Origin of the sequence: Cribrihabitans marinus, from assembly GCF_900109035.1 — a bacterium.
Taxonomy (GTDB): Bacteria; Pseudomonadota; Alphaproteobacteria; order Rhodobacterales; family Rhodobacteraceae; genus Cribrihabitans; species Cribrihabitans marinus.
On sequence record NZ_FNYD01000001.1, the window covers coordinates 339,683 to 352,448 of the forward strand.

The following is a 12,766-nucleotide window of genomic DNA, read 5'->3' on the forward strand; positions in this document are numbered from 1 at the left end:
CCCGCCCCTGCCTCGTCAAGCAGGCATGCGGATTTTTTTCCGCGCCGCCGCGCCATCCGTGCCAGTGCCCGGCCCGAAGTCTCCCGGCGGGTTGGATTTCATGGGCGAAACGCCCCGTCCGCAAGGCGGATGCCCAGGCAATCGACCGCGAAACCAGCGTTGGAATTGAGGCGAATCCGGCGACAATACCGGGGCTCGCAGCGGCATTGTCGCGACGTCACCGGTCCGGCAGCGGGATGTGTTCGGCATCGTCGCCCGGTGGCAGGCGAAAGCGGCCATGTGCCCAGTCGCCGGCGCGCCAGGCCTCCTTGGCGGCGTCGATGCGATCCCTGGACGAGGCCACGAAATTCCACCAGATATGGCGCGGGCCGTTCAGCGTGGCGCCGCCCAGCATCATCAGCCGCGCGCCCTGCGCACCGGCCTTCAGGCTCAACGAGTCACCGGGGCGGAAGACCATCATCCGGCCCGCCTCGAACTCCTGCCCGGCCACTTCGACCGCGCCGTCGATCACATAGACCCCGCGATCCTCATGGTTGTCGGGCAAGGGGATTGCCGCGCCCGGTTCCAGCGTGGCATCGGCATAGAACATCTCGGATGTGGTGGTGACCGGCGCTGTCTCGCCCCAGACATCGCCCAGGATCAGCCGGACCCGCTTGCCCTCGCCCTCCAACAGCGGCAGCGCGTCTTCGGGCGCGTGCTCGAAGGAGGCCGGCGCGTCCTCCAGCTCTTCCGGCAGGGCCACCCAGGTCTGGATGCCCATCATGGACAGCGGCGCCTTGCGGGCCTCGCCGTCGGTGCGCTCGGAATGGGTGACGCCGTGGCCGGACACCATCCAGTTTACCGCACCCGGTTCGATCCACTGGTCGGTGCCCAGCGAGTCGCGGTGGTGCAGCCGGCCCTTGTAAAGATAGGTGACGGTGGCCAGGCCGATATGCGGATGCGGGCGCACGTCGATCCCCTGCCCGGTCAGGAACTCGACCGGCCCCATCTGGTCGAAGAAGATGAAGGGGCCCACCATCTGCCGGCGCGGCGCGGGCAGCGCGCGGCGCACCTCGAACCCGCCCAGATCGCGGGCGCGGGGCACGATCACGGTTTCGATCGCGTCGACCGCGTCGCCGGTGGGACAATCGGGATCCAGGGCGGGGTTCCAGGACATCGGCGCTCTCCTTCCGGGCAGGTTCGGGCGAAGATAGCACATGCCGGGACTGCGCCAATCCCGAGCCGCGAACACGGGCTGTGCGCTCAGCCCTGATTGCGGAAAATCCGGGTGGAGGAGAACATCGCCTCCAGCTCCTCGATCCGTTCCTTGCTCTCTTCCCAGCGGGTGGTCTGCACCTCGGCGATCAGCGCCTCGACGATCAGCATCAGCGCGATGGTCGAATCCCAGCTCGACGGCGCCTCGACCAGCCCGTTGAATGTGTAATGGGCACAGCGCGCGATGGGCGAGCCCCATTGGTCGGTGAACAGAACCACGGTTGCCCCACGCTCGGCGGCGGTCTGGGCCAGCTTTTCCAGATGCGCCTCGTAGCGGCGGATGTCGAAGATCACCAGCACCGAGGACGGCCCCATGTCCAGCAGGTATTGCGGCCAGACATTGGCCGAGTTGCCCAGCATGGTCACGTTGGGGCGGATGATCTGCATGTGGTTGAACAGGTAGTCCGCGTTCGACCGGGTGATCCGCCCGCCGACGACGTAAAGCGGGCGCTCGGTCTCGGCCAGCAGCTTCGCCACCGCGTCGAAGAGTCCGAGGTCGATGCGTTCCAGCGTGTGCCGCATGTTCGTCCAGACCACGCCGGCAAAGCGCATCAGCGGGTGTTCGGCGCTTTCGTCCACGACCCAGGCATCGCGTTTGGACAGGGGCTTCTTGATCTGGGCCGCCACCTCTTCGCGCAGGGCGTCCTGCAGGTCGGGGAAGCCGTCGAAGCCCAGCTTGCGCGCCATGCGGATCACCGTGGGCGTGGACACGCCGGCCGCAACCGCCAACTTGGTGATCGATTGCAGCCCGCCCATCGGATAATCCTGCAGCAGGATCGACGCCAGCTGTCGCTCGGACCGCGTGAGGGTGTCGGTCGCGTCCTGGATCTTTTGCTTCACAAGCTTGGTGGTCGGTGACACCGGCGCCTCGTTTTTAGCGATTATTACAGCCTACGGTGATTTGTAGTCATGTCTACAGAAATTTCATTGACAGGCGTGGGGTTCCTGTAACCAATGCTACACATGGCAACCGTGTCCGAGTCACCCCTGCTGACCCCGTTGGAAGGCCCCCCGGTCCGGGTGCTGAACGCAAGCGGTCCGGCCCGCGCGGTGCTGGTCTGCGAACATGCAAGCCGGTTCATTCCCGCCACGCTGCGGGGACTCGGCCTGGATGCCGCGGCGGCGCAATCGCACGCCGCGTGGGATATCGGCGCGATGGAGCTGGCCGTCGAGCTGATGGGTGCGCTCGATGCACCGCTGGTCGCCGCCCGGGTCAGCCGGCTGGTCTATGACTGCAACCGGCCGCCCGAGGCGCCCGACTCGATCCCCGCAAAAAGCGAGGTCTACGACATTCCCGGCAATACCGGTCTGAGCACCGCAGAGCGCGATGCCCGCGGGCATGAGATCTATGCCCCGTTCCGCGCGACGCTGGCCGGGGCGCTCGACGCAAGGCCGGACGCATCGCTTCTGATCACGGTCCACAGCTTCACGCCGGTCTATAACGGCCGTAGACGCGACGTCGAGCTGGGCATTCTGCATGACGCGGACGACCGCGCCGCGCGGCACCTGCTGCGCGCCTTGGGCGACAGCGGCCTCAGGACCGCGCTGAACGAGCCCTATTCCGCCGCCGACGGAGTGACCCACACGCTGCGCGCGCACGCGATCGGCCGCGGGCTGGCCAATGTCATGATCGAGGTGCGCAACGACCTGCTGGACACCCCGGCCGGCGTGAACCGGATCGCCGGCCTGCTGACACCGGCGCTGGCGCGGGTGATCGCCGAGATGGACCCAGAAAGCGCCCCGGACACCAACGAGAGGGCGACGCCATGAACCTGCTGCGCGGTTATGTCCGCGTCATCGACCGGATCAATCGCTGGATCGGGCGGGTGGTGATGTTCGGCATCTTCGTGATGATGGGCATCCTGCTGTGGTCGACGGTTTCCAAGGTGTTCTTCGTGCCCTCGCTCTGGACCCTGGAGATGGCGCAGTTCGCGATGGTCGCCTATTTCATGCTGGGCGGGCCTTATTCGATCCAGATGGGCTCGAACGTGCGCATGGACCTGCTCTATGGCGAGTGGAGCGACCGCCGCAAGGCGCAGGTGGACGCCTTCACGGTGCTGTTCCTGATCGTCTACCTGGTCATCCTTCTGTGGGGCGGCTGGGACAGCCTGATGTATTCGTTCCAATACGGCGGCGAGCGCAGCTCGAGCGTCTGGCGGCCCTATCTCTGGCCCATCAAGTCGATCATGGTCCTGGGCATCTTCCTGATGCTGCTGCAGGCGATCAGCGAGCTGTGCAAGGACATCCTGCGCATCCGCGGCGACAAGATCCCGCGCGAGGTGGTCTGATGTCCTATGACATGATCGCGATCCTGATGTTCTCGACCATGATGGTCATGCTGCTGACCGGTCAGCGCGTGTTCGGCGCCATCGGCTTTGTCGCGGTAGTGGCCGCGCTCTTCCTGTGGGGCGACCGGGGCGGGTATGACCTGGGCTTTTCGGCGGCGATCAAGGTGATGAAATGGTATCCGCTGCTGACGCTGCCGATGTTCATCTTCATGGGCTATATCCTGTCGGAATCCAAGATCGCCGACGATCTCTACCGGATGTTCCATGTCTGGATGGGCGGCGTCTCGGGCGGGCTGGCCATCGGCACGATCGGGTTGATGGTGCTGATCTCGGCGATGAACGGGCTGAGCGTGGCGGGCATGGCGATCGGCGCCACCATCGCCCTGCCGGAACTGCTCAAGCGCAACTATGACAAACGGATGGTCACCGGCGTGATCCAGGCCGGGTCGAGCCTGGGCATCCTGGTGCCGCCCTCGGTGGTGCTGGTGCTCTACGCGATGATCGCGCGCCAGCCGGTGGGCCAGCTGTGGCTCGCGGGCGTCCTGCCTGGGCTGATGATGGCGGGAATGTTCATCCTCTACATCGTGATCCGCTGCCGGATCACCCCGTCGCTGGGCCCGGCCCTGCCGCCGGAAGAGCGCGATGTCGGCCTGGCGGAAAAGCTGCGGCTGCTGCGCGCGGGGCTGCTGCCGCTGGTGATCTTCTTCTCGATGATGGTGCCCTTCGTGAACGGCTGGACCTCGCTGGTGGAAAGCTCGGCCATCGGGGCCATCGCCGCCTTCCTGGCCGCGGTGCTCAAGCGCCGGATGACCTGGCAGGTGTTCGAGACCTCGGTTCGCAACACGCTGGGGATCTCGTGTATGTTCATGTGGATCATCCTGGCGGCGCTGGCCTTCGGCGCGGTATTCGACGGGCTGGGCGCGGTCAAGGCCATCGACAACCTGTTCACCGAGCGCATGGGGCTGAGCCCCTGGGCGATCCTGATCCTGATGCAGCTGAGCTTCATCCTGATGGGCACGTTTCTGGACGACACCGCCATGCTGGTGATCGTCGCACCGCTCTACGTGCCGCTGGTGGGCGAGCTGGGCTTCGATCTGGTATGGTATGGCGTTCTCTACACAATCACCTGCCAGATCGCCTATATGACGCCGCCCTTCGGCTATAACCTGTTCCTGATGCGGGCGATGGCCCCGCCCGAGATCGGCATCGGCGACATCTACCGCTCGATCATCCCCTTCGTGCTGGTCATGGCGCTGGCGCTGGCGACGGTGATGGTGTTTCCGCAGGTCGCGCTGTGGCTGCCGGAGCAAGTCTATGGCAAGTGACGCGCTCCTGCAGCCCATCGGCCCCGAGATCTGGCTGGCGAACGGACCCGAGATCCGGTTCTACGGCATCCCCTTCCCCACGCGGATGACGGTGATCCGGCTGGCCGATGGCGACCTCTTCCTGCACTCGCCCATTGCGCATTCCGCGGAACTGGAGAGCGAACTGCGCGCGTTGGGGCGCATCCGGCACCTGGTGTCGCCCAACTGGATCCACTACGCCCATATCGGGACCTGGGCCGAGGCCGTGCCGGACAGCATCGCCTGGGCCTCGCCCGGGGTGCGCGAACGGGCCGCGAAACAGGGCGATCCGGTCGCGTTCGACCGTGACCTCGACGATGCGCCCGACCCCGGCTGGCAGGACGAGATCGACCAGATGATCGTGCGCGGCAGCCGCGTGCACCGCGAGGTCGTCTTCTTTCACCGCCCGTCGCGGGTGCTGATCCTGACCGACCTGATCGAGAACATGCACACAGAGAACATGCCCCTCTGGCTGCGTCCGCTGGCGCGGCTGGGCGGCATCGTCGCCCCGAACGGCAAGATGCCGCTGGACATGTGGCTGTCCTTTTCCGGCCATCGCGACACCCTGGCCCGCGCTCTGGGCCGGATGCTGGACTGGAATCCGACGATCGTCGTGCTCGCGCATGGCGACATCCTGCGTGAGAATGTGCCGGAACGGCTCCGCGCGGGTTTCCGAGGCCTCGCCCCGCTGGGGCCGGCCGAATGACTGCAACCAACAGAGAGGATCAAGACATGACGACCAGACGCAAGTTCCTGACCACCGCCGGCATCGGCGGCGCCGCCGCGCTGGCCAGCCCGGCCATCGTGCAGGCGCAGACCGCGATCAAGTGGCGCTTCCAGACCTATGCCGGCGCCGCGCTGGGCGAACAGGTGACCAAGCCGATCATCGACTACATCAACTCGGCCGCAAACGGCGAGCTGGAGATCGAGCTGTTCTATGCCGACCAGATCGTGCCCACCGGCGAGCTGTTCCAGGCGTTGCAGCGCGGCACCATCGACGGCGTGCACTCGGATGACGACTCGATGGCCTCGCCCACGCCGCTGCGCCAGTTCGGCGGGTATTTCCCCTTTGCGACCAAGCACATCCTCGACGTGCCGGTACTGTTCAACCAGTATGGCCTGGCCGATATCTGGCGCGAGGAATACGCCAAAGTCGGCGTCGCCTGGCTGTCGGCGGCGGGTCAAGACCCGTGCAATTTCAACACCAAGAAGGAAATCACCTCGGTCGCCGATCTCGACGGGCTGAAGCTCTATACCTTCCCCACGGCGGGTCGGTTCCTGGCACAGTTCGGCGTGGTGCCGGTGAACATCCCCTACGAGGATGCCGAGGTCGCCGTGCAGACCGGCGAGCTGGACGGCATGGCCTGGTCGGGCATCACCGAGGACTACACGGTGGGCTGGGCCGACGTCACCGACTATTTCCTGACCAACAACATCTCGGGCGCCTGGATCGGCTCGTTCTTCGCCAACCAGGAACGCTGGGCCGAATTGCCCGACCATCTCAAGCAGCTGGTCATGGCCGCGATCGAGGCCGGGCACACCTATCGCAACCAGTGGTACTGGGGCGGCGAGGCGCGGCTGCGGGCCAAGGGCGAAAAGCTGGCACTGCGCACGGTGCCGGCCGCGGAATGGGCCGAGGTCGAGAACGCCGCCAAGGAGTTCTGGAACGAAGTGGCCGAGGAAGGTGAGATCCACCAGAAGATCGTGTCGATCTTCCGCGAGTATAACGACGTGATCAACCAGGCCGGACCGCCCTACACCTTCGGCTGATCCACCCAAGCAACCCGTGGTCCCGGCACACTTGCCGGGGCCGCAAACCCACTTCTTCAGAGGAGCCGCGAAATGTCCGGCAAACTATCCTTCGATGCGCTGCGCGAGCTGGCCGATCGCGGCGAAATCGACACCGTCCTGGTCTGTTTCCCGGACATGCAGGGCCGGCTGATGGGCAAGCGGTTCCACGTGCGGAACTTCCTCGACAGCGCCTGGGAAGAGACCCATTGCTGCAACTACCTGCTGGCCACCGACCTTGAGATGGCAACGCCCGACGGTTATCGCGCCACGTCCTGGGAATCGGGATACGGCGACTATGTGATGAAGCCCGACCTCACCACGCTGAGGCCCCTGCCCTGGCTCGAAGGCACGGTGATGGTGATGTGCGACATCCTCGACCATCACTCGCACGAACCGGTGCCGCATTCCCCCCGCCAGGTGCTCAAGGCCCAGGTCGCGCGCGCCGAGGCGCTGGGGCTGACGCCGATGATGGCGACCGAGCTGGAGTTTTTCCTGTTCGAGGGCACGTTCGACGAGAACCGCAAGCGCGGCTACCGGCCGCTGGCGACCTTCGGCGGCTACAACGAGGATTACCACATCCTGCAGACCACCCGCGAAGAGCACGTGATGCGCCCGCTGCGCAACCATCTCTTTGCCGCCGGCATCCCGGTCGAGAACACCAAGGGCGAGGCCGAGGCCGGCCAGGGCGAGCTGAACATCCGCTATGCCGATGCGCTGGCCTGCGCCGATCATCACACGATCGCCAAGCACGCCACCAAGGAGATCGCGCAGCAGAACGGGCTGTCGGCATCGTTCCTGCCGAAATGGCACCAGAATCGCGTGGGCTCGGCCAGCCATGTGCACCTGTCGCTCTGGCGCGGCGACGATCCCGCCTTTCACGACAAGGATGCCGAGCATGGCCTGTCGGAGCTGGGCCGCCGGTTCTGTGCCGGCATGATCGCCTATGCGCCCGATTACACGTTCTTCCTGGCGCCCTATGTGAACAGCTACAAACGCTTCATGAAGGGCACCTTTGCACCCACCAAGACGGTCTGGTCGGTCGACAACCGCACCGCCGGGTTCCGTCTGTGCGGCGAAGGCACCAAAGCGGTGCGCATGGAGTGTCGGATCGGCGGTTCGGACCTGAACCCCTACCTGGCGCAGGCGGCGCTGATCGCCGCCGGGCTCAAGGGGATCGAGGACGGCATGGAACTGGCCGCGTCCACCAGGGGCGACCTCTACGAGGACAGCTCGGCCCGCGAGATTCCGCGCCACCTGCGCGACGCAGCGGAGACCCTGCGCAACTCCACCATGCTGCGCGAGGCGATGGGCGACTGGGTGGTCGATCACTATACCCGCTGCGCCGAATGGGAGCAGGAGGAGTTCGACCGGGTCGTGACCGACTGGGAAATCGCGCGCGGATTCGAGAAGGCCTGAGCAGTGGACTTCAACACCGATGTCGCGGATTGGATTGACCGGTATCTTGGGCGCTACGCCGAACGTGATGCCAATGGTTGCGCCGAGATGTATCATCCGAACGCCCGGATCGACTCTCCGTCTGGGCCGCCGCTTCAAGGGCGCCAGGAAATCCGTGACGCCCATGTCGCGTGGTTCGACGAAGGCGAAGAGAACAAGAGCATGGAGATCCTATCGGCGGGAATGGAGCAGAACCTCGGTTATGTTCTGGTCCGGTTCGCCGCCGACTTGCCCCGGCCGAACGGCGGGCCGGGGTTGCGCGCGACCGGTACGAGCCTAAACGTAATGGTACGAAAAGCAGGAACCACGGACTGGCAAATCTTGCTGTCCAGCATGACGGAAGACCCCGATGACACACCCCGCGGATAGGGCATGGCCATGACACAGACAGTCCAATGCATCTCGCCGATCGACGGATCGGTCTATCTGGAACGCACCGCGCTGACGACCGAGGCGGCGGTGGAGGCGGCTGACCGCGCGCGCAAGGCGCAGCCGGACTGGGCCGCGCGCCCGCTGGCCGAACGTATCGCGCTGGTGCGCGCCGCCGTGGCCGAGGTGGGCAAGACGACCCACCGGATGGCGACCGAACTGGCGCATCAGATGGGCCGCCCTGTGCGCTATGGCGGGGAATTCGGCGGCTTCGAGGAACGCGCGCTGCACATGGCGGATATCGCCGAGGCGGCGCTGGCCCCGCAGGTGATCGAGGACAGCGGCGCCTTTCTGCGCAAGATCGAGCGCGAGCCGCATGGCGTGGTTCTGGTGGTGGCGCCCTGGAACTATCCCTACATGACGGCGATAAACACCGTCGCCCCGGCCCTGATCGCCGGCAACACGGTGCTTTTGAAACACGCCGGGCAAACCCTTCAGGTCGGCGAACGGCTGGCCGAGGCATTCCACGCCGCGGGCGTGCCCGAGGACGTGTTCCAGAATGTCGTGCTGGGCCATGACACGACGTCTGCGCTGATCTCGGGGCGGCATGTGGATTTCGTGAACTTCACCGGCTCGGTCGGTGGCGGCCAGGCGATGGAGCGAGCCGCGGCGGGCACGTTCATCCCGGTCTCGACCGAGCTTGGCGGCAAGGATCCGGCCTATGTCCGGGCCGATGCCGACCTGGATGCGGCGGTCGAGGGGCTGATCGACGGCGCGATGTTCAACTCCGGCCAGTGCTGCTGCGGGATCGAGCGGATCTATGTGCAGGACGGCCTGTTCAACGCCTTCCTGGAAAAGGCCGTCGAACTGGTGAACAGCTACAAGCTGGGCAATCCGCTGGACCCCGAGACCACGATCGGACCGATGGCGCATGTCCGCTTTGCCCGCGTGGCGCGCGACCAGATCGAGGACGCCATCGCCAAGGGCGCGACATACCATATCGACCGGTTTCCCGACGATGATGGCGGCGCCTATCTGACGCCGCAGATCCTGACCGGCGTCAACCACGACATGGACGTGATGCGCGAGGAGACCTTTGGCCCGGTCGTGGGCATCATGCCGGTGCATGACGACGAGGAGGCCATCGCGCTGATGAATGACAGCCGGTTCGGCCTGACCGCCGCGATCTGGACCCGGGATGTGGACGCGGCGGACCGCATCGGCCGGCGGTTGCAGACCGGCACCGTGTTCATGAACCGCTGCGACTATCTCGACCCGGCCTTGTGCTGGACCGGTTGCAAGGATACCGGCCGGGGCGCGGGCCTGTCGGTGCTGGGCTTCCAGGCGCTGACCCGGCCCAAATCCTACCACCTGAAGAAAGAGTGATCGCATGAATCTTGTCGGCAACTGGTCCTACCCCACCGCAATCCGCTTCGGCGCCGGCCGCATCTCCGAGATCGCCGAGGCCTGCGCCGCCGCCGGGATCACCAAACCGTTGCTGGTGACCGATCGCGGGCTGGCGGATATGGAGATCACCCGGGCGACGCTGGACCTGCTGGAGCGGGGCGGTCTGGGCCGCGCGATTTTTTCGCAGGTCAACCCCAATCCCAACGAGAAAAACGTGGCCGCCGGGCTCGAGTTCTACCGCGAAGGCGGGTTCGACGGTGTCGTGGCCTTTGGCGGCGGCTCGGGGCTGGACTTGGGCAAGGTGCTGGCCTTCATGGCCGGGCAGACGCGGTCGCTGTGGGATTTCGAGGATATCGGCGACTGGTGGACCCGGGCCGACCCCGACGGCATCCACCCGATCGTCGCCGTGCCCACCACCGCCGGCACCGGCTCCGAGGTCGGGCGCGCCAGCGTCATCACCAATTCCGAGACCCACGAGAAGAAGATCATCTTCCACCCCAGGATGCTGCCCGAGGTGGTGATCTGCGACCCGGAACTGACCGTGGGAATGCCCAAGTTCATCACCGCCGGCACCGGGCTCGATGCCTTCGCCCATTGCGTCGAGGCGTTCTGTTCGCCGCATTACCACCCGATGAGCCAGGGCATCGCGCTGGAGGGGATGCGGCTGGTCAAGGTGTACCTGCCGCGCGCCTATCGCGACGGCGCTGATATCGAGGCGCGCGCCAACATGATGAGCGCGGCGGCAATGGGCGCCACCGCCTTCCAGAAGGGATTGGGCGCGATCCATGCGCTCAGCCATCCCATCGGCGCGCATCACCACACCCATCACGGCACGACGAACGCGGTCTGCATGCCCGCGGTGCTGCAGTTCAACCGGCCCAAGGTCGAGGGCGCGCTGACACAGGCGGCGGCCTATCTCGGCATCGAAGGCGGGTTCGACGGCTTCTGCGCCTATGTCGATGCGCTCAATGCCTCGCTCGGCATTCCGCAAAAGCTGTCCGCGCTGGGTGTCACCGACCCCGACCTGGACGCCCTGGTGCGCGATGCGCTGAACGATCCGTCGACAGGCGGGAACCCGGTGGCAATGACACCCGAGAATACCCGCGCGCTGTTCGAGGCAGTGCTTTAGGGCGCCCGGCCCGCGCAAGTGTTGAGACATGGCAACAGGGCCGGAATTCTGCCCTGTTCGCCTTTCGGTTGCGGACCACGCTCCTAGACTGCGCGCAGGCGCAAAAGCGCCCGCGCGAGTCGGCTCGCGCCAACAAAAGGAGCAGTGTTTTGAACAAGTTGACTATTGCCGGCGCAGTCGCGGCCGGCCTTCTTTCCACACAAGTCGTGGCGGCGGAACTGGTGGGCGGCAGCCTCGACATCGGCTATTCGCAATTCACCGGGGATGGCGACGACCTGGCGCGCTACACTTTCGCCGGATCGGGCGAACTGGCCTTCAACCGGCAGTTCTCGTTGCAGCTCGACCTGGGTCTCTACAATTTCGACCTGATCGACGAGACCGCGCGCAACATCACATTGCACTCGAACTTCCATGCCACCGACACGACCTCGCTGGGCCTCTTCCTGGGGCGCGAGACGCTGGACAGCAACGATCTGGACTTCATCGGCGCCGAGATCGGGCACGAGTTCAACAACGGCCAGATCGAAGGCTATGCCATGCGGCTGGATGGTGCCGGAAGTGACGGCACGCAGATCGGTGCGCTGGTGAGCGGCGACCTGACCGAGCAGGTCGGGCTGAGCGCGCGTATCGACTACATGGACGGCGACAATGCCGTCGAGGTCACCCGGCTGGCGCTCGGCGCCGACTACAAGCTGGGTGAAGGCGCGGCGATTTACGGCGAGATCGGCAATGCCGAGTTCACCTCTTTCGGCAACAGCGCCGACGAGGCCTTTGTCGGCGCCGGTCTGCGGATCGACTTCGGCCAGGGCCGCGGCACGACCTTCCGGCGGCGCGGCTTCCTCGACATCATTCCCGGGCTCTGAGCCTCGCGGACCCTGGCGGTATCGCCGGGGTCACCCTGCCGCCAGAGGAATACAGCACCGATGGCCCGGCATTGCGCTGCCACCGGCCGGCCGGCAAGACACGCACTTGCGCAACTCGCGGCGCCCATCCCATACCCTGGAATACGCAACGGCACCTCGCTGAGGCGCGTCAGAGGACCGGTCGATCATCGAGCCCGGGCTCGAACCGGAACAGCTCTCGGCGTTTACATGACACGACTGCCGTTCAATCCATCTTTGCCAAGTCAGGCCACTCTCCCGGCGGAGAGTGCGTGGTGGGCGATACTGGATTCGAACCAGTGACCCCTCCGATGTGAACGGAGTGCTCTACCACTGAGCCAATCGCCCGTGAGCCGGGGTATTACAGCTAGTCGGCAGGCTCCGCAAGGGGGTCTTTCGCCGGTTTTCCCGCCCCGCGCGCCTGGCGCAGACGGCAGAACACGACCTGCCCATTTCCCTTCTGTTCGGTCCGGTTGATCCGCAGTTTGCCAAAGGGCTGGAGGTTCAGCTCGCGCCCCTCCGCGACGGTCTCGCCCAGCACGGCCAGCATTGCCTCGACCACCGGTTTCGCGTCCTTCTTCTTGATCCCCGACCGGGCCACGACCGCCTCGATCAGATCGGCCTTCTTGAGCTCTGGCTGACCGACCACCGGCGCGGCCGGCTTCACCACGGTGGGGGCCGGGCCGGTATGCTCCGCCCCGCCCGCGATGCTCAGCGACGGCTTGCTGCGCGGGCGGACCGGTGCCGCCGCATCGGGTGCGGCGGGTTTTGCCGCGGCGGGTTTGGTCGCCGCCGGTTTCCGGGTTGGTGCCTTGGATCCACTGCTTTTCTTGGCCATGTCCTGCCCCT

At 65.8% G+C, this 12,766-nt stretch carries 13 protein-coding genes and 1 tRNA gene; 10 read left to right on the forward strand and 4 right to left on the reverse strand.

Going from position 1 to position 12,766, the window contains the following annotated elements; translation table 11 throughout:
- Window positions 1-217: 217 nt before the first annotated feature.
- Both BMX57_RS01680 and BMX57_RS01685 read right to left on the reverse strand, forming a co-directional pair.
- Window positions 218-1,156 (reverse strand): pirin family protein, encoded by a 939-nt coding sequence (locus BMX57_RS01680; RefSeq protein ID WP_092361891.1) that lies wholly within the window; start codon window positions 1,154-1,156, stop codon window positions 218-220.
- Window positions 1,157-1,242: 86 nt separating this feature from the next.
- Window positions 1,243-2,115 (reverse strand): MurR/RpiR family transcriptional regulator, encoded by an 873-nt coding sequence (locus BMX57_RS01685; RefSeq protein ID WP_092361893.1) that lies wholly within the window; start codon window positions 2,113-2,115, stop codon window positions 1,243-1,245.
- 102 nt (window positions 2,116-2,217) lie between these two features.
- On the opposite strand from BMX57_RS01685, the gene BMX57_RS01690 reads away from it, so the two are divergent.
- The 10 genes from BMX57_RS01690 (at window position 2,218) to BMX57_RS01735 (ending at window position 11,899) form a co-directional block, all read left to right on the forward strand.
- On the forward strand, window positions 2,218-3,024 hold the full coding sequence (locus BMX57_RS01690; protein ID WP_092361895.1) for an N-formylglutamate amidohydrolase: 807 nt from the start codon (window positions 2,218-2,220) through the stop codon (window positions 3,022-3,024).
- Window positions 3,021-3,542 carry a TRAP transporter small permease subunit gene (locus BMX57_RS01695; RefSeq protein WP_092361897.1) on the forward strand — a complete coding sequence of 174 codons (522 nt, stop codon included), beginning with the start codon at window positions 3,021-3,023 and terminating at the stop codon, window positions 3,540-3,542. Before BMX57_RS01690 ends, BMX57_RS01695 begins: the two co-directional genes overlap by 4 nt.
- Window positions 3,542-4,867, forward strand: coding sequence for a TRAP transporter large permease (locus BMX57_RS01700; protein WP_092361899.1), 1,326 nt, complete (start codon window positions 3,542-3,544; stop codon window positions 4,865-4,867). The genes BMX57_RS01695 and BMX57_RS01700 overlap by 1 nt, the downstream gene beginning before the upstream one ends.
- The gene (locus tag BMX57_RS01705) at window positions 4,857-5,591 is read left to right on the forward strand and encodes a DUF4336 domain-containing protein (RefSeq protein WP_092361901.1); all 735 of its coding nucleotides are present in this window, start codon (window positions 4,857-4,859) and stop codon (window positions 5,589-5,591) included. The genes BMX57_RS01700 and BMX57_RS01705 overlap by 11 nt, the downstream gene beginning before the upstream one ends.
- Window positions 5,592-5,617: 26 nt before the next feature.
- Entirely contained in the window at window positions 5,618-6,655 is a 1,038-nt protein-coding gene (locus tag BMX57_RS01710; RefSeq protein ID WP_092361903.1) for a TRAP transporter substrate-binding protein, read from the forward strand.
- A gap of 72 nt (window positions 6,656-6,727) precedes the next feature.
- Window positions 6,728-8,092: a glutamine synthetase family protein gene (locus BMX57_RS01715; protein WP_092361905.1), complete on the forward strand. Its 1,365-nt coding sequence runs from the start codon at window positions 6,728-6,730 to the stop codon at window positions 8,090-8,092.
- Window positions 8,093-8,095: 3 nt separating this feature from the next.
- Window positions 8,096-8,500 (forward strand): YybH family protein, encoded by a 405-nt coding sequence (locus BMX57_RS01720; protein ID WP_092361907.1) that lies wholly within the window; start codon window positions 8,096-8,098, stop codon window positions 8,498-8,500.
- Between the two features lie 9 nt (window positions 8,501-8,509).
- Window positions 8,510-9,886 carry an aldehyde dehydrogenase family protein gene (locus BMX57_RS01725; protein ID WP_092362203.1) on the forward strand — a complete coding sequence of 459 codons (1,377 nt, stop codon included), beginning with the start codon at window positions 8,510-8,512 and terminating at the stop codon, window positions 9,884-9,886.
- A gap of 4 nt (window positions 9,887-9,890) precedes the next feature.
- Window positions 9,891-11,036, forward strand: a complete 1,146-nt coding sequence (locus tag BMX57_RS01730; RefSeq protein WP_092361908.1) for an iron-containing alcohol dehydrogenase — start codon at window positions 9,891-9,893, stop codon at window positions 11,034-11,036.
- Between the two features lie 149 nt (window positions 11,037-11,185).
- The gene (locus BMX57_RS01735; protein ID WP_092361910.1) at window positions 11,186-11,899 is read left to right on the forward strand and encodes a hypothetical protein; all 714 of its coding nucleotides are present in this window, start codon (window positions 11,186-11,188) and stop codon (window positions 11,897-11,899) included.
- A gap of 291 nt (window positions 11,900-12,190) precedes the next feature.
- Here the strand turns inward: BMX57_RS01735 and BMX57_RS01740 are convergent.
- Window positions 12,191-12,265, reverse strand: a tRNA-Val gene (locus BMX57_RS01740).
- A 19-nt stretch (window positions 12,266-12,284) separates the two neighbouring features.
- Entirely contained in the window at window positions 12,285-12,755 is a 471-nt protein-coding gene (locus tag BMX57_RS01745) for an HU family DNA-binding protein (protein WP_092362205.1), read from the reverse strand.
- Window positions 12,756-12,766 lie beyond the last annotated feature (11 nt).

Bases quoted from the DNA above. Each gene is read 5' to 3' on its own strand.
- BMX57_RS01730 (WP_092361908.1), top strand. From the start codon at position 9,891: ATGAATCTTGTCGGCAACTGGTCCTACCCCACCGCAATCCGCTTCGGC.
- BMX57_RS01705 (WP_092361901.1), top strand. From the start codon at position 4,857: ATGGCAAGTGACGCGCTCCTGCAGCCCATCGGCCCCGAGATCTGGCTG.
- BMX57_RS01745 (WP_092362205.1), bottom strand. From the start codon at position 12,755: ATGGCCAAGAAAAGCAGTGGATCCAAGGCACCAACCCGGAAACCGGCG.
- BMX57_RS01710 (WP_092361903.1), top strand. From the start codon at position 5,618: ATGACGACCAGACGCAAGTTCCTGACCACCGCCGGCATCGGCGGCGCC.
- BMX57_RS01690 (WP_092361895.1), top strand. From the start codon at position 2,218: ATGGCAACCGTGTCCGAGTCACCCCTGCTGACCCCGTTGGAAGGCCCC.
- BMX57_RS01725 (WP_092362203.1), top strand. From the start codon at position 8,510: ATGACACAGACAGTCCAATGCATCTCGCCGATCGACGGATCGGTCTAT.
- BMX57_RS01680 (WP_092361891.1), bottom strand. From the start codon at position 1,156: ATGTCCTGGAACCCCGCCCTGGATCCCGATTGTCCCACCGGCGACGCG.
- BMX57_RS01695 (WP_092361897.1), top strand. From the start codon at position 3,021: ATGAACCTGCTGCGCGGTTATGTCCGCGTCATCGACCGGATCAATCGC.
- BMX57_RS01715 (WP_092361905.1), top strand. From the start codon at position 6,728: ATGTCCGGCAAACTATCCTTCGATGCGCTGCGCGAGCTGGCCGATCGC.
- BMX57_RS01700 (WP_092361899.1), top strand. From the start codon at position 3,542: ATGTCCTATGACATGATCGCGATCCTGATGTTCTCGACCATGATGGTC.